Annotated in this window: 14 protein-coding genes; 4 read left to right on the top strand and 10 right to left on the bottom strand. The window is 55.5% G+C overall.

From position 1 onward, the window contains the following. Nucleotides 1-3: 3 nt before the first annotated feature. The 4 genes from ubiC to malK form a co-directional block, all read right to left on the bottom strand. Nucleotides 4-501, bottom strand: a complete 498-nt coding sequence (gene ubiC / locus UTM25_RS20685) for a chorismate lyase (RefSeq protein WP_023334136.1) — start codon at nucleotides 499-501, stop codon at nucleotides 4-6. A gap of 180 nt (nucleotides 502-681) precedes the next feature. Next, on the bottom strand, nucleotides 682-1,656 hold the full coding sequence (gene malM, locus UTM25_RS20680; protein ID WP_194401656.1) for a maltose operon protein MalM: 975 nt from the start codon (nucleotides 1,654-1,656) through the stop codon (nucleotides 682-684). 114 nt (nucleotides 1,657-1,770) lie between these two features. After that, a complete protein-coding gene (locus UTM25_RS20675; RefSeq protein WP_029740620.1) occupies nucleotides 1,771-3,084 on the bottom strand; it encodes a maltoporin in 1,314 nt (437 codons plus the stop codon). A 71-nt stretch (nucleotides 3,085-3,155) separates the two neighbouring features. Then, the gene (gene malK / locus UTM25_RS20670; RefSeq protein WP_023310005.1) at nucleotides 3,156-4,265 is read right to left on the bottom strand and encodes a maltose/maltodextrin ABC transporter ATP-binding protein MalK; all 1,110 of its coding nucleotides are present in this window, start codon (nucleotides 4,263-4,265) and stop codon (nucleotides 3,156-3,158) included. Between the two features lie 370 nt (nucleotides 4,266-4,635). Here malK and malE point away from each other — a divergent pair, with 370 nt between their 5' ends. The 3 genes from malE (at nucleotide 4,636) to malG (ending at nucleotide 8,401) form a co-directional block, all read left to right on the top strand. Further along, complete coding sequence (gene malE, locus UTM25_RS20665; protein ID WP_033144384.1) at nucleotides 4,636-5,826, top strand: maltose/maltodextrin ABC transporter substrate-binding protein MalE; 1,191 nt, start codon at nucleotides 4,636-4,638, stop codon at nucleotides 5,824-5,826. A gap of 125 nt (nucleotides 5,827-5,951) precedes the next feature. Further along, entirely contained in the window at nucleotides 5,952-7,496 is a 1,545-nt protein-coding gene (malF, locus tag UTM25_RS20660; RefSeq protein ID WP_063440313.1) for a maltose ABC transporter permease MalF, read from the top strand. 14 nt (nucleotides 7,497-7,510) lie between these two features. Further along, the gene (gene malG / locus UTM25_RS20655) at nucleotides 7,511-8,401 is read left to right on the top strand and encodes a maltose ABC transporter permease MalG (protein WP_023310002.1); all 891 of its coding nucleotides are present in this window, start codon (nucleotides 7,511-7,513) and stop codon (nucleotides 8,399-8,401) included. Between the two features lie 97 nt (nucleotides 8,402-8,498). Here the strand turns inward: malG and psiE are convergent, their stop codons facing one another. Continuing rightward, a complete protein-coding gene (gene psiE / locus UTM25_RS20650) occupies nucleotides 8,499-8,909 on the bottom strand; it encodes a phosphate-starvation-inducible protein PsiE (RefSeq protein WP_000202963.1) in 411 nt (136 codons plus the stop codon). Nucleotides 8,910-9,005: 96 nt separating this feature from the next. Here psiE and UTM25_RS20645 point away from each other — a divergent pair, with 96 nt between their 5' ends. Further along, nucleotides 9,006-9,458: an acyltransferase gene (locus UTM25_RS20645; protein WP_045355214.1), complete on the top strand. Its 453-nt coding sequence runs from the start codon at nucleotides 9,006-9,008 to the stop codon at nucleotides 9,456-9,458. Between the two features lie 77 nt (nucleotides 9,459-9,535). Here the strand turns inward: UTM25_RS20645 and UTM25_RS20640 are convergent, their stop codons facing one another. The 5 genes from UTM25_RS20640 to pgi all read right to left on the bottom strand — a co-directional run bounded on the left by UTM25_RS20640 (nucleotide 9,536) and on the right by pgi (nucleotide 15,327). Beyond that, nucleotides 9,536-11,632, bottom strand: a complete 2,097-nt coding sequence (locus UTM25_RS20640; protein WP_194401657.1) for a YjbH domain-containing protein — start codon at nucleotides 11,630-11,632, stop codon at nucleotides 9,536-9,538. Continuing rightward, nucleotides 11,632-12,369 carry a capsule biosynthesis GfcC D2 domain-containing protein gene (locus UTM25_RS20635; RefSeq protein ID WP_194401658.1) on the bottom strand — a complete coding sequence of 246 codons (738 nt, stop codon included), beginning with the start codon at nucleotides 12,367-12,369 and terminating at the stop codon, nucleotides 11,632-11,634. Before UTM25_RS20635 ends, UTM25_RS20640 begins: the two co-directional genes overlap by 1 nt. Further along, nucleotides 12,366-13,004 (bottom strand): YjbF family lipoprotein, encoded by a 639-nt coding sequence (locus UTM25_RS20630; RefSeq protein ID WP_194401659.1) that lies wholly within the window; start codon nucleotides 13,002-13,004, stop codon nucleotides 12,366-12,368. Before UTM25_RS20630 ends, UTM25_RS20635 begins: the two co-directional genes overlap by 4 nt. 63 nt (nucleotides 13,005-13,067) lie before the next feature. Further along, entirely contained in the window at nucleotides 13,068-13,310 is a 243-nt protein-coding gene (gene yjbE / locus UTM25_RS20625) for an exopolysaccharide production protein YjbE (RefSeq protein WP_008503423.1), read from the bottom strand. A 367-nt stretch (nucleotides 13,311-13,677) separates the two neighbouring features. Then, nucleotides 13,678-15,327, bottom strand: a complete 1,650-nt coding sequence (pgi, locus tag UTM25_RS20620) for a glucose-6-phosphate isomerase (protein ID WP_048977787.1) — start codon at nucleotides 15,325-15,327, stop codon at nucleotides 13,678-13,680. Nucleotides 15,328-15,510: the final 183 nt, after the last annotated feature.

Genomic DNA, 15,510 nt, shown 5'->3' with positions numbered 1-15,510 from the left:
CTCTTAGTACAACGGTGATGCCGGTAAAAAAAGCTCCGTCAGTATTAACGGTTTACCGCTCAGGCGAAGGCGGGAACGACGCCCCCAGAGTTCGGCATCACGACCAATCTCAATAAAATCCCGGGTAAGCTCAGACGAGGTGAAAAGGTAGCGCCCCAGCGGCGTTTTCCCCAGACGTTGCAGCGCCAGCTCTGGTCCGGAAAGGGTGGACTCGGGTACCACCGTCCGCCCGGCAAGCCAAGGCTCACCATCAGCACAGAGTAAAATTTCGCGCAGCCAGTAACGTGGCTCTTGCGGCAGCAGCGGCAGCTCGCTGGCGATCTCATCGCCAGAGACAAACCCTTCCTGAATCAGGGTCACCGTGACCGTTTTACCCTGTTGCTCAAAACGTTTCGTCATGGAATCTTCCAGCAACAACCAGTCCAGTTGCTGCGGATCAAGCGCAGGTATTTGGTCGAAATAGCGCAGCGCACGCAGTTGCGTTAGCGCAGGGTGTGACATGCCAGACTCTCCGATACATAACGTAATGGCATTGTATCGCAGAAACACGGATTGAGGGGGGCCAAACGTTATTTAACGATCACGATCGCAACACGGGCGCAACAGCCTGGCGGCTACGAAAAAAAGTGCGCCCACTCAGGCGCACCAAACTACTAACAAATCAGCACTGTGGGGAAACGGTTACCCCTTGCCTTTTACACTGCTGATAAAGGTGGAACGGGCAGTGGTTGAACCTAAACGTTCGGCTTCATCAAGCAGTTTCAGCGCTTTATCGACATCGCCGCGCTTCACCGCCTGCTTAATGGCGTTGTTGAAGTACTCTTCGGTGTCGTTCAGTACCGGCTCGGCTTTCTTCGCCGGGGCAGGTGCTGCGGTCGCTACCGGTGCGGTTGCCGTGGCAGCTGGCGCGGTTGCCGTGGCAGCTGGCGCGGTATAAACAGGTGCAGCAGTGTTACCTACGGTGACAGGGCCGGTGCCGGAGGAGCCAAACAGCGGGCCGACCAGCACGCTGGACGCATTGTTAGTTGAGACTTTCAGTTTGAGCAGGCCGTCGGTGACGTGGCGCGCTAACGGATCCGGGATATCCGGAACAGAGTTACCCGTTCCTTTGGCGTAGGCTTTTGCCGGATCGATAAGCTTAGTGGTCTGCTGTAGATCTTTTTCAGTCGTGAAAACCAGAACATAAATCTTCTGCTGTCCCAACGCTGGCGTCAGGCGCATTTTTCCTTCCAGACGGTCGGCGCTCATGACGCCAGGCTCCTGGTAGCTAAAGTACTCGCTTGGGAAGAAGGCAGACGGCGTCAGATTCTGATCCAGAATCAGCACGTTCGGTGCAAATACGCTGGTTTGCTTGTTCACTTCGCTGGTCAGCGTCAGGGTTAGCTCGCCAATGTTAGCCGGCACGCTGTAGGCGGCAACCGGCCCGGTGATACCCGGTACGTTCAGCTGCTGGCCGCCCGTAGAAAGCTGTGTCGACTGGGTTTTGGATTGATCAACTGGCGTCCACGTCAGCTGCTGGAGGGCCGCCGCCGGGATAGCCGGCGCAGCGCTGGTATTTTGTGGTACGAAATTCACGTCTGCAAAGGAGACCGCCGGAACACAGGCCATCAGCCCCGCAGAGAGGCACAGCGCGACGAGACTTTTCTTCATTTTCATTGTTATTACCTCTGATAGCGTGAGCACTGCGGTGGCCAGGCAATAGCGCGCAGCACCCTAAGGATAGAGGGGCTTACGCCCCTCTTTTTAGGTCATTACGTCAGGTCTAACGAATTACCACCAGATTTCCATCTGGGCACCGAAGGTCCACTCATCAGAGTCGCCGCGGCTGAAGGTTTTTGCGGACGTGTCGCTGTACGCAATACCAGAGTCATAGCCTGCACCGGAGTCGCCGTTCGCGTAGCCCCATTTCTCATCCCATTTCGCGTAGGTTGCGAAGACACGGATAGCCGGACGGGACCAGATGCTATCGCCAGCCTGCCATTGCTGTGCCAGGGTAATTTTGTACTGGCTGTTAGTGTCGTCAGTTTTCTGAGACTTGACGTTGTCGTAGCCCACTTCCAGCAGGGTGCTCATGATTGGCGTCCATTTGTACATAGGACGAACACCGACAGTCCACCATTTGGTGCCGTTGTTGTTATCCAGGTTGATGTCCTGGTACATACCCACGTACATCAGATCCCAGGAGTCGCCCAGAGAGATCGCACCGTGGTCCAGCACACGCCACATGTCGCCGTTGTTGTTGATGCTACCACCTTCCGCACGGCCCTTGCCGTTGGAGGTCATAGAGTCAGTTGCGTACTGCAGCACAAATTTGTTAAAGCCCTTCAGCATGCTCTGGGTATGTTCAGCAGTGAACATCCAGCCGTCTTTAGACGCGCCAGGCTGCAGGTAGTAATCATCAGGAATATTGGTGTGACCATAATCAACACCGAACTCCAGCGTACCGCCTTCGTTGACCTGCATCTGTGCTAAACGGACGTCGAAGACATCGTTCGGTACCAGGTTGTCATAAATACGGTTACCCAGCGCGTCACGATCGGCAAAGGTCGCTGAGCCGCCCGCTTCAGAAGAACGGGTTGCGGCCAGAGAGAGCTTACCGAAGCCCAGGTCGATGTTTTCGATACCCGCACCAGGACCTGAAATATCCCAGTAGTAGAAGTCGATCATGTGAACGTCATGACGCTGATAGAAGCGCTTACCGGCCCAGATGGTGGAACCTGGCAGTGCTTCAATGAGGTTTTTACCCTGCACGTTAGCTTCACGGAAGGCCGGGCTGGTGGATTCCCAGTCGTTCTGCTGAGAAACGGAATACGCGACGTTGGTGTCGAAGTAGAAGCTCTTATCGCCCTCTTTCCACACTTCCTGGCCCAGTTTCAGTTCAGCGTAGGTCTCACATTCGTTACCGAGACGGTATTTACTTTGAGCACCTGTTGCCTGGAAGCATTGCTGCTCACCGCCACTCCCGGTCCAGCCAATACCGGAACGAGCATAACCTTTAAAGTCCACGGCGCCTGCCTGGGCAGACAGGATGCCTGCCGCAATGGCGATTGCCAGAGGGACTTGTTTGCGCAGAGTAATCATCATTCTATCTCCTGAGATCATTGCTTTTCTTTGAACACTTCACCTGTCGGTTTCGTGTCTTCTTTTGGGATTGCTTAAACGCCTGGCTCTTTGTGCAACCGACGACATGCAGTGCCATCCTCACGGAACAGATGGCAACGCTCTGGCGGCAAGCCGATAGCGAATGTGGCACCCTCTTCTACCAACACCACGTCGTTCTGGCGGTAGACCAGGTTCTGACGGATGGCGGGGATCTGGATATGAATCTGTGTTTCGTGACCAAGCTGTTCGACGACCTGAACGTCACCTTCCAGGGTCACATCAGCGATGTGGCTCGGCAGCAGGTGCTCAGGACGAATACCGAGGGACATGTTTGCCCCGACCTGTACGTTGGCGCTGTCGACCGGTAGCCAGACCTGCTGGCGGTTTGGCAGCTCCACCTGTACCTGTTCAATGGCTGTCGCGGTCACTTTGACGGGCAGGAAGTTCATCTTTGGCGAGCCAATGAAGCCCGCAACAAAGCGGTCTGCCGGGTAGTGGTACAGCTCCAGCGGTTTACCCACCTGCGCCACGCGGCCGGCATCCAGCACCACGATTTTGTCGGCGAGGGTCATCGCTTCCACCTGATCGTGGGTGACGTAAATCATCGTGCGGCCAAGACGCTTGTGCAGACGGGAGATTTCAATGCGCATCTGGACGCGCAGGGCGGCATCCAGGTTAGAGAGAGGTTCATCGAGCAGGAACACGCGCGGTTCGGCCACCAGCGTACGGCCAATCGCCACACGCTGACGCTGACCACCGGAAAGCGCTTTTGGTTTACGCTCCAGCAGGTGGGCCAGCTGTAACACTTCCGCCACCTGCGTCACGCGCTGGTTAATGACTTCTTTCTTCGCGCCGGCCAGCTTCAGGCCAAAGGACATATTTTCGGCAACGGAAAGGTGTGGATAGAGTGCATAAGACTGGAACACCATACCGACGCCACGTTCGGCAGGCGGGATGTCGTTCATTCGGGTATCACCAATCAGCAGGTCGCCGCTGGTAATCGTTTCAAGACCGGCAATCATACGCAGCAGAGTAGATTTACCACAGCCTGATGGGCCAACAAACACCACGAATTCGCCTTCGTTGATGTCCAGATTGATGTCTTTCGACACCACAACGTCACCCCAGGCTTTCGTTACATTACGCAGCTGTACGCTCGCCATGCCCTTCTCCCTTCGTTACAACCTGTCACCGACAGAAACATTCAAGATAAGTTCACTATGGGGTATCCATTACTTTCCCGAATCCTCCACCCCCCGCCTTTTTTATGGGGGAGGAGGCGGGAGGATGAGGGAGCAGGCTCTGCGACCGCCGCGGGCGGGCTGAGGCAAAATTCGTGAAGCCGCCTGCAAAATTCGGTGGGTTTTTATGTGCGCCAGCACTCATAACTTAAATTTATGCAACGGAGATCACACAAACGGGGGGTGGGGCGTAGGGGTTGGGAGGATGGAAAGAGGATGTCAAATAAGGAGACTGAGTCACGTTGAACCACCTTATGTATCCACGAGCACATCACCAAAAAGGATGGCAGATATGAATATCAAGACTGGCGCACGCGTTTTCGCATTGTCCGCCCTTGCAGCAATGATGGTTTCCGCCCCAGCGCTCGCCAAAATTGAAGAAGGCAAGCTGGTTATCTGGATTAACGGCGATAAGGGCTATAACGGCCTTGCCGAAGTGGGCAAAAAATTCGAAAAAGATACCGGCATCAAAGTTACCGTAGAACACCCGGACAAGCTGGAAGAGAAGTTCCCGCAGGTTGCAGCAACCGGCGACGGCCCGGACATCATCTTCTGGGCGCATGACCGTTTCGGGGGTTACGCGCAGTCTGGCCTGCTGGCAGAAGTGACGCCAGATAAAGCCTTCCAGGACAAGCTGTTCCCGTTCACTTGGGATGCCGTTCGCTATAACGGCAAGCTGATCGCTTACCCTATCGCGGTTGAAGCCCTGTCTCTGATTTACAACAAAGACCTGGTACCAAACCCACCGAAAACCTGGGAAGAGATCCCGAAACTGGATAAAGAGCTGAAGGCGAAAGGTAAATCCGCCCTGATGTTCAACCTGCAAGAGCCGTACTTCACCTGGCCGCTGATTGCTGCCGACGGCGGTTACGCGTTCAAGTTTGAAAACGGCAAATATGACGTGAAAGACGTGGGCGTGGACAACGCTGGCGCGAAAGCGGGTCTGACCTTCCTGGTGGATCTGATCAAGAACAAACACATGAACGCGGATACCGACTACTCCATCGCGGAAGCGGCGTTCAACAAAGGCGAAACCGCGATGACCATCAACGGTCCGTGGGCCTGGACCAACATCGACAAGAGCAAAGTCAATTACGGCGTGACGCTGCTGCCAACCTTCAAAGGCAAGCCGTCTAAACCGTTCGTTGGCGTGCTGAGCGCAGGTATCAACGCCGCCAGCCCGAACAAAGAGCTGGCGAAAGAGTTCCTGGAAAACTACCTGCTGACCGATCAGGGTCTGGATGAAGTGAACAAGGACAAACCGCTGGGCGCCGTCGCGCTGAAATCCTTCCAGGATCAGCTGGCGAAAGACCCACGTATCGCGGCCACCATGGATAACGCCCAGAAAGGCGAAATCATGCCGAACATCCCACAGATGGCTGCGTTCTGGTACGCCACGCGTACCGCGGTCATCAACGCTGCAAGCGGTCGTCAGACTGTCGATGCCGCGCTGAAAGATGCTCAGGGTCGTATTACTAAGTAATGACGTAGTCCCCTCTCCCTTTGGGAGAGGGTTAGGGTGAAGGTTGGCGCTATCCGCACGCCCTCACCCCGGCCCTCTCCCCCAGGAGAGGGAGAAAAGATCAAACGTTGTAGAGGAAAAACCCCATGGATGTCATTAAAAAGAAACGCTGGTGGCAAAGCGACGCGCTGAAGTGGTCAGCGATAGGTCTGCTGTGTCTGCTGGTGGGTTACCTTGTTGTTTTAATGTACGTACAAGGGGAATATCTGTTCGCCATCATGACGCTGATTTTAAGCTCTGCTGGCCTGTATATTTTCGCTAATCGTAAAGCCTATGCCTGGCGCTATGTCTACCCGGGCGTGGCCGGGATGGGGCTGTTTGTCCTGTTCCCGCTGATTTGTACCATCGCCATTGCGTTTACCAACTACAGCAGCACCAACCAGCTTGCGCAGGAACGCGCGCAGCAGGTCCTGCTGGATCGCTCATATCAGGCAGGCAAGACCTTTAACTTCGGCCTGTATCCTGACGGTAACGAGTGGAAGTTAGCGCTTACTGACGAAGCAAACAGCAAATACTATGTCTCCGACGCGTTCAAATTTGGCGGCGAGCAGAAGCTGGCCTTAAAAGAGGCACAGGCCCTGCCGGAAGGTGAACGTGCCAACCTGCGCGTCATTACCCAGAACCGTCAGGCGCTGACCCAGCTCACCGCCGTGCTGCCAGACGAAAGCAAGGTGACCATGAGCTCGCTGCGCCAGTTCTCCGGCACGCAGCCACTGTATACCCTGGCGGACGACGGCACGCTGACCAACAACCAGAGCGGCGTGAAATATCGTCCGAATAACGACATTGGTTTCTATCAGTCCATTACTGCCGACGGCAAATGGGGTGATGACAAGCTCAGCCCGGGCTATACCGTCACCATCGGCTGGGACAACTTTACCCGCGTGTTTACCGACGAAGGCATTCAAAAACCGTTCTTCGCCATCTTCGTCTGGACGGTGGTCTTCTCGGTGCTGACGGTGATCCTGACCGTGGCTGTGGGCATGGTGCTGGCCTGTCTGGTCCAGTGGGAATCCCTGAAAGGCAAAGCGATTTACCGCGTGCTGCTGATCCTGCCGTATGCCGTACCGTCGTTTATCTCGATTCTGATTTTCAAAGGGCTGTTTAACCAGAGCTTCGGTGAAATCAACATGATGCTGAGCGCCCTGTTCGGCATCAAACCGGCCTGGTTCAGCGACCCGACCACCGCTCGCTCGATGATTATCATCGTGAACACCTGGCTCGGTTATCCGTACATGATGATCCTGTGCATGGGCCTGCTGAAGGCTATCCCGGACGATCTGTACGAAGCCTCGGCGATGGACGGCGCGGGCCCGTTCCAGAACTTCTTTAAAATTACGCTGCCGCTGCTCATTAAGCCGCTGACGCCGCTGATGATTGCCAGCTTCGCCTTTAACTTTAACAACTTCGTGCTGATTCAGCTGTTGACCAACGGCGGCCCGGACCGCCTTGGCACCACGACGCCAGCAGGTTATACCGACCTGCTCGTGAGCTACACCTACCGTATCGCCTTCGAAGGCGGCGGCGGCCAGGACTTCGGTCTGGCGGCAGCGATTGCCACCCTGATCTTCCTGCTGGTAGGCGCTCTGGCGATTGTGAACCTGAAAGCCACACGTATGAAATTTGATTAAGGAGGGCATCAATCATGGCTATGGTACAACCCAAATCTCAGAAGTTGCGCCTCCTGGCGACGCACTTAGGCCTGCTGATTTTCATCGCGGCGATCATGTTCCCGCTGCTGATGGTTATCGCCATCTCCCTGCGTTCGGGTAACTTCGCGACGGGGAGCCTGATCCCGGACGAAATCTCCTGGGAGCACTGGAAGCTCGCGCTGGGCTTCAGCGTGGAACACGCGGATGGCCGCGTCACACCGCCGCCATTCCCGGTGCTGCTGTGGCTGTGGAACTCGGTGAAAATCGCAGGCATTACCGCCATTGGTATCGTGGCGCTTTCCACCACCTGCGCCTACGCCTTCGCCCGCATGCGTTTCCCGGGCAAAGCGACGCTGCTGAAAGGGATGCTGATTTTCCAGATGTTCCCGGCCGTGCTGTCGCTGGTGGCGTTGTATGCCTTGTTTGACCGTCTGGGCCAGTACGTACCCTTTATCGGCCTGAACACCCACGGCGGCGTGATCTTCGCCTATCTTGGCGGTATCGCACTGCATGTATGGACCATTAAAGGCTATTTCGAAACTATCGACGGCTCGCTGGAAGAAGCGGCCGCGCTGGATGGCGCAACCCCGTGGCAGGCGTTCCGCCTGGTGCTGCTGCCGCTGTCGGTGCCGATTCTGGCGGTAGTGTTTATCCTGTCGTTTATCGCTGCGATCACCGAAGTACCGGTTGCCTCACTGTTACTGCGTGATGTGAACAGCTACACCCTGGCCGTAGGTATGCAGCAATACCTCAACCCACAAAACTACCTGTGGGGCGACTTTGCCGCGGCGGCCGTACTTTCCGCCATCCCGATTACCGTGGTGTTCCTGCTGGCGCAGCGCTGGCTGGTCAACGGACTGACGGCGGGCGGTGTGAAAGGTTAAGTTTCATTTTGTTATGCCACTGCAACCCTCAACTTTAGACGTATTGTATTGACCCAACTTGTGACTGTTGTTAGGCGCTCTTCGGAGCGCCATTTTTTTATTCGCGTTTCAGCCGCTTCGAGTTGCACAGCCAGAGGGTGATCACCAGCAGCAGGATCGCTGCCGAGTAGATCAGCACGTCGAGCGGGGATTTATGATCGACGATGATCAGCCGCACTATCGCAGTGATCCCAATGTAGACAAAATAACGCAGCGGGAAATGAAATCCGGACTGAAAGTACTTCACAATCAGGGCGATAAATTCAAAGTAGAGAAAGTAGACCACCAGGCCTTCCACCAGCGCATATTTGCTGGTTTGTTCAGGGGCGAACAGTACATCCGCAAGATGCACCGTCTCTTTACCCAAAAAGACGACCAGTATCAGGCCAAGGCTCAACAGACCGAGGTTCAGCACGGTCTGGAGGATCGTTGAGATAAACTCAACGCGCGGGCGAGTCAGGGATGTCATACAGCACCTCATTCTCCAGGGCGAGATTCCTGTATAACGCAAAAATGTGACGGGGATCTATATTTTTTAATTATGTTTTATGTAGGAAGAAAACCGATGGAGCGTAAACAAACCGGGGTTCGCAACGTGACCTGTGGCGACAATGTGATCGTATATGAACCTGCTAACCTTTACGACTGTGTGCTGGGCAATGGCGTATTCGTCGGCCCGTTTGTTGAAATCCAGGGCAATACGCGCATCGGTGACGACTGCAAAATCCAGTCGCACACCTTCATCTGCGAGTATGTCACTATTGGTCAGCGTTGCTTTGTTGGCCATGGCGTGATGTTTGCCAACGATATGTTTCGGGAGGGGAAACCGAACGCCGACCGAGAGAGCTGGGGCCATATTACCGTGGGGAATGATGTTTCGATAGGCAGTGGAGCGACCATTCTGGCGGTATCCATCTGCGACGGTGCGGTGATTGGTGCAGGGAGCGTGGTAACAAAATCGATCGTCGAGAAAGGTGTCTATGCCGGGAACCCGGCGAGGCTACTGCGCCGCTTGTGATTCGCCCGGTGGCGCTGCGCTTACCGGGCCTACAAAATAGCAGGCCGGGCAAACGCGGTGCCGCCCGGCGTGAAGCATCAGCGGAAGTTAATGTTCTTATCGCTCGTCATGTCATACAGCTGGAACTTACGTCCAAGCTGCTGACCCCCGTCACGCGTCAGCGGCGTCCAGCCAATCGCCGCGCGGCTGCGGGTTGGGCCTGACGAGAACAGATCCAGCGGAATCGACACGTAGACCCCTTTAGTGAAGTCCCCTTCCCCGTATTCGTCCGGCGAAACGTTAGTAATGGTGGCGTAGCCGCCCACCACGACGCCGCTGTCGAAGTGTTTAGAGATATCGAGCGTGCCGCCCTTATCGCCCGCCAGGTACTGGCCGACGCTGGCTTTCACCAGCACGTCAGGGGCGAACGACGGCGTCCAGTAGGCGGTCAGATGGCCCGTTTTGACGCTGTAGTCGGTGAACTTCATCATGTCCTGCGCGCTGCGCCAGTCACGCTGCTTGACGTAGTTGGCATCCACCCCGAACGCCCAGTTGCTGTCGACAGGACGATAAAGCACTTCCGCCCCCGCGCCGCCGTACATGGTTTCCAGATACCCGCCGTACACCTGGCCGTAGAAGCCGTTGCCGAAGTACTGGAAGTAGTTGGCCTGCAGGTTATTCACGTAGGCATCGTTCTGCACGTATTCACGCACGCGGGTACGCACGCGCGGCAGCGTCGAGTCTTTTGGCGGGTTGGTGTAGTTGAATTTGTCGTAGTTGTTGGCGATGTTGCCGAACAGGCTGCCGGTGGTCAGCAGGTGGTCGGTGACCCATAGATCCGCCGTCGCCATCACGCCCAGCTGATACATGTAGAAGTTTTCAGGCCCGCCCACGGACTGGTTCAGCACTGGATCAATATGGAAATCGAAGCGCGATTTGTCGATATACCAGCCCTGCTCGGTGGTTTCCGGCACGATCGGCTCTACGCGTTTTTGCACCAGCTCGGTCTCATGCCCGAGCGGCTCGCCTTCCAGATGGCGCTTGAGGCTGGCAACGTCCGTTTCGGTTGTGACCTGCGGCAGGTTGAGACGGTTCTCCGTCACGCGGATCGTGCGGATCCCCTCCGGCAGATCGTTCATCACGATCCGGTTGGCGCGTTCGATCCCTTCCCGTGAGTCGCGGTATTTTACCTGCTCGCCGGTGACGTAAAGCGTGTCGCCCTTGGTCTGAATCTTCGGATCCGCCAGGCCGGCATTGTATTTCAGCAGCGTCAGCTGGTTTGCCACCACGGAGTGCTGCAGAATCGCATCCTGCGGCTCCGGCTGGTATGCAGGGCGCGCGTTATCATTGTAGTGAGGCCGCATGTCGTTAAAGTTGGTGCGCAGCGTGAAGCCAAACATCACCGTATTGCCGCGCTCGTAGCTGAGGTTAACGTCGGCCCAGTCGGTGACGCGATAAATGGCGCCGACGTTAAACTTGCTCTTCTGCTCAATCTTCCCGGCGAAGTCCTGCGAGTAGTCATTCCCTTCATATTCCAGCTTCAGGCGTAATGGCTGCCAGGGCGTTTGATACTCTACGCCGCCAAACAGCGATGCCGGGCCGTGGAACATCTGATCCCCGTTGATGGAACCGGCTTTTTTGTAGCTGTTATCGCGATAGCAATATTTGTCGCTGTAGGAGCAAAACGGGTTTTTCACGTTACCGCTGGTGCCGAGATAGCCCCATCCCAGGCCGAGCGAAAAGTCGAACGGGCCCCAGGCTTTGCTGGCCACGATGTATTCCGCATCAAACAGACCGGTACCACCGATATCTTTGGCGCCCACGGACACCTGCGGCATCCAGTAGCTCTCTTCCCACAGGCGCAGCTTGACGTCGAAGGCTTTATCTTTGTAGGTCTGATCGCCGGAGAACGCCTCAACGCTGCTGTATTGTTTCGTACGCACGTCGGTATAGCGCAGCGTGGTTTCAAGCCACGGGAACAGCTGTACCGAGGCGGAGTAGTAACGATACTGGTCGTTATCACGGTAGTTAAGGCTAATTTCCCCTTCGCGCGCCATACGCGCGGTGGGCGTTTGCAGTAAACCGACGCCGCCGAAGTCTGACTGAGACGGGCCAATGGGTGCCGGATACGTTTCTGCATGGCAGGCGGCGCTTACGCAGAGCGCCAGCATGCTGTAAAGATAGGTTTTTTTCATTATTCCGGTATCCGCTGAATCAGGGAGTGAAGGATATCGGCATTAAGCCCGTCATACGCCTTCGTCCAGAAATGGTCGGCAAAACCGACAAAAATGATGCTGCCAGGCATAGGTTCGATATGCCGTTTATTCCAGTAAGCGACGGGGGCTTTCTGCGTGTGCCCGTCAGGGTAAACCACCCAGGCGTAGCTGTTATCGGCACCGCTCAGCAGGCTCTGCTCGTCGAGGTAGCTCGCCACGTCACGGCCGGGCGTAAAGGGCTTTTTACCCGGGCTGCTGATTAGCCCTATCACGGTCACCGTCGTCGGCTTCACCGGCAGCCAGAGCGTATATTCCCCTTCAAGCGTGGGGTTGCCCTTTTCCGTGACGCGCACTTCATCGGGATCAAGATTCACGTTCTGACGGCCCGTCACCTTCAGCGCCTGCAGCTGCTGGCGAACGCTGTTAATCGCCGCCGCGTCGTCGCCATCTTCCTGCTCCGCTAACCCCGTCAGCCTGGCAAGGAGCGCCTTGTGCTGTTGTTCCGCTTCAGCGGTCTTCTGACGTTCAGCAATCACTGCCCCCGGCCACCAGCTGTTGGCGAGCCTTGGCTGTCCGACGAGATCGAGCAGATGCTCAGCGTGGGTTAAGGTTTTGGGTTTTTCACTGTCCGGCGTGTAGACCTTCACCGTCCCTGCGGACCATGCCAGCGGCGCGGCAAAACTGGCGATAAGCGCAACGTGGATGAGCGTTTTCATGATTTCGCCGCCTTGATCAGGGTGGTTTTCACCGGGAAGAATCCGGCACCGAGATACTGCAGTGACTGGCGGATCTGTCCTTCCTCGTCGATCCAGAAGCGGTTGTGCCAGGTGGCCTGGTCGGTGGTGACTTCTTCATCCAGCACGCGAACCTGCGTTTCGTCGCTGCCGACTTTCACGCTGTCCGTACCGTCCCAGCGGAAGGTCGAGCGTGCCGTGGCGTAACGCACCTGCTTATGTTCGGTCCATCCCATCGTGCGCATCCAGCTTGCGCCGTCGGCGATCTGGTTCGGCGCGATCAGCGGATCGGCAGCAATATTATTCACTTCCAGCAGGTTGTCGCCGCCCAACAGGGTTTTCACGATACGACCATGCTGCGTCACGATGGTGGCCTGATCCTGCGTCACCCATTTCTGCTGCCCGTTTTCATCGAAAGCGAGCACCACAAACAGCTGCGGGCCATCGTTAAGCTGCATGTACTGACTGGCATAGGGCATGTTTTGAAGTTCGTCATCGGTCAAATGCACGCCCGGTGTGCCGAACATGCTTTCCCACAGTGAGTTTCCCAGCCCTTTGGTGGTGGCCGAGCACGCCTGCAGCAGCAGGCAAATCAGAATGATTGCAGGTCGCTTCACGACTCTTCTCCGAAGGGGCGAAATAACCACACCGAAGTGTGGTTATGATTAAAACACCCGCTATTACTGGGTGCTGGTTGTCGTGGTGGTCGTGGTTCCGGTATTGGAGCCATCACCGCCACCGGTTGCCGCCAGCGCGACACCCACGGCTGAACTTACGGTGCTGGCGCTGGCTGCGGTAGAACTTCCCGCAGACGCAGACGTCGCAGCCGAACCTGCTGCTTCCCCGACCTGAACCGGAGCTGCATAGACAGATGTCGCCGCAAGCGCAGATATGGCAAAAATGCCATACAGTACTTTCTTCATAACAATTTCCCTTCAATGAATGAATGGAGATTTGCCCGAAAAGAATTTCAGGCGGAATCGAGTATACACAACTAGTGCCGTGGGTTTGCCGTAAGGGGAAATAGGGAGAGGGTTTTCGGACTAATGGTTAAAATGGAAATGAAAGACAAATAGCAGTAATATATAATTTATAAAAATCAATAATTTATAATATAAAAATATTAATGAATTACTGCGTATTTTCTTAAAATAAACCCCAGCAATTAACGGGTTAAGCGTCTTTTTCGGATTAAACTCAGATCCAGAATTTGAGTTAACTAACAGACATCAGGAATTATCCGATAAAAAAATGCCGGCATTAAGCCGGCACGTTTTCATGACGTTTTAATTACGCGCGCCATGCTTTATAACGGTTAATCAAACCATTTGTCGAGCTGTCATGGCTGGCAATCGCTTTATCGTCACCCAGCTCTGGCAGAATACGGTTTGCCAGCTGTTTGCCCAGTTCAACGCCCCACTGGTCAAAGGTGAAGATGTTCAGGATGGCGCCCTGCGTGAAGATCTTGTGCTCGTACAGGGCAATCAGCGCGCCCAGGCTGAACGGCGTGATTTCACGCAGCAGGATGGAGTTGGTTGGACGGTTGCCTTCGAACACTTTGAACGGCACAACGTGGTCCAGGGTTGCCGGATCTTTACCCTGGTCACGGTATTCCTGTTCAACCACTTCGCGGGATTTACCGAACGCCAGCGCTTCGGTCTGCGCAAAGAAGTTCGACAGCAGCTTCGGATGGTGGTCGGACAGCGGGTTATGGGTGATAGCCGGGGCGATGAAATCGCACGGTACCATTTTGGTGCCCTGGTGGATCAGCTGGTAGAAGGCATGCTGACCGTTGGTGCCCGGCTCGCCCCAGATGATTGGGCCAGTCTGGTAATCCACCGCGTTGCCGTTACGGTCAACGTATTTACCGTTGGATTCCATGTTGCCCTGCTGGAAGTAGGCTGCGAAGCGGTGCATGTACTGGTCGTACGGCAGGATCGCTTCGGTTTCAGCGCCGAAGAAGTTGTTGTACCAGATACCGATCAGCGCCAGCAGCACCGGCAGGTTTTTCTCTGGTGCGGTCGTGGAGAAGTGTTTATCCATCGCGTGCGCGCCGGAGAGCAGCTCAACGAAGTTGTCGAAGCCCACGGACAGGATGATGGACAGACCGATCGCAGACCACAGGGAATAGCGGCCGCCGACCCAGTCCCAGAACTCGAACATGTTCGCGGTATCAATGCCGAACTCGCTGACCGCTTTGCCGTTGGTAGACAGCGCCGCGAAGTGTTTCGCCACGTGCTTGTTGTCGCCTGCGGTTTTCAGGAACCAGTCGCGCGCGCTGTGGGCGTTGGTCATGGTTTCCTGAGTGGTGAAGGTTTTGGACGCAACCAGGAACAGGGTGGTTTCCGGGTTCACGTTCTTCAGCACTTCGGCGATGTGGGTGCCATCGACGTTAGACACAAAGTGCATATTGAGGTGGTTTTTATACGGGCGCAGCGCTTCGGTCACCATGAACGGGCCGAGGTCAGAACCGCCGATACCGATGTTCACCACGTCGGTGATCGCTTTGCCGGTGTAGCCTTTCCAGCTACCGGAGATGATCGCTTCGGAGAAGGTTTTCATCTTTTCCAGCACCGCGTTCACTTCCGGCATGACGTCTTTGCCGTCAACGATGATTGGCGTATTGCTACGGTTACGCAGGGCCACGTGCAGCACGGCACGGTCTTCGGTACGGTTGATCTTCTCGCCGGAGAACATGGATTTGATGGCGTCGGCAAGCTCAGTTTCTTTCGCCAGATCCTGCAGTTTTGCCAGCGTCTCTTCGGTAATGCGGTTTTTGGAGAAATCCACCAGCATCAGGTCGTCGAAGGTCGCGGAGAACTTAGAGAAACGATCGGCATCCTTCGCGAACAGATCCGCGATGGTGACGTCTTTCATTTCATCAAAATGTTTCTGGAGTGCCTGCCAGGCAGCGGTCTGCGTTGGGTTGATGTTTTTCATTAGCAATACTCTTCTGATTTGAGAATTGTGACTGCGGTCGATTGTAGCGCCTGCAAATAAAAATTGTGATGGTTTTTATGCCATTGCCCTGGCCTGCATCAAACACAGGTGAAAAGACCCGAAAAGTATAGCTGCTGAAGCGCCCCCCGGGGCGGCGAAATGTCGGTCAAAAAGCCCTAAAAC

It is taken from the genome of Enterobacter sp. 61D5 (genome assembly GCF_034107965.1).
In the GTDB taxonomy this organism is placed as follows: Bacteria; Pseudomonadota; Gammaproteobacteria; order Enterobacterales; family Enterobacteriaceae; genus Enterobacter; species Enterobacter cloacae_M.
Note: the sequence above shows the minus strand (reverse complement) of the source record. Positions and strands in the feature narration are given on the sequence as shown.

Bases quoted from the DNA above. Each gene is read 5' to 3' on its own strand.
- ubiC (WP_023334136.1), bottom strand. From the start codon at position 501: ATGTCACACCCTGCGCTAACGCAACTGCGTGCGCTGCGCTATTTCGAC.
- malM (WP_194401656.1), bottom strand. From the start codon at position 1,656: ATGAAAATGAAGAAAAGTCTCGTCGCGCTGTGCCTCTCTGCGGGGCTG.
- UTM25_RS20675 (WP_029740620.1), bottom strand. From the start codon at position 3,084: ATGATGATTACTCTGCGCAAACAAGTCCCTCTGGCAATCGCCATTGCG.
- malK (WP_023310005.1), bottom strand. From the start codon at position 4,265: ATGGCGAGCGTACAGCTGCGTAATGTAACGAAAGCCTGGGGTGACGTT.
- malE (WP_033144384.1), top strand. From the start codon at position 4,636: ATGAATATCAAGACTGGCGCACGCGTTTTCGCATTGTCCGCCCTTGCA.
- malF (WP_063440313.1), top strand. From the start codon at position 5,952: ATGGATGTCATTAAAAAGAAACGCTGGTGGCAAAGCGACGCGCTGAAG.
- malG (WP_023310002.1), top strand. From the start codon at position 7,511: ATGGCTATGGTACAACCCAAATCTCAGAAGTTGCGCCTCCTGGCGACG.
- psiE (WP_000202963.1), bottom strand. From the start codon at position 8,909: ATGACATCCCTGACTCGCCCGCGCGTTGAGTTTATCTCAACGATCCTC.
- UTM25_RS20645 (WP_045355214.1), top strand. From the start codon at position 9,006: ATGGAGCGTAAACAAACCGGGGTTCGCAACGTGACCTGTGGCGACAAT.
- UTM25_RS20640 (WP_194401657.1), bottom strand. From the start codon at position 11,632: ATGAAAAAAACCTATCTTTACAGCATGCTGGCGCTCTGCGTAAGCGCC.
- UTM25_RS20635 (WP_194401658.1), bottom strand. From the start codon at position 12,369: ATGAAAACGCTCATCCACGTTGCGCTTATCGCCAGTTTTGCCGCGCCG.
- yjbE (WP_008503423.1), bottom strand. From the start codon at position 13,310: ATGAAGAAAGTACTGTATGGCATTTTTGCCATATCTGCGCTTGCGGCG.
- pgi (WP_048977787.1), bottom strand. From the start codon at position 15,327: ATGAAAAACATCAACCCAACGCAGACCGCTGCCTGGCAGGCACTCCAG.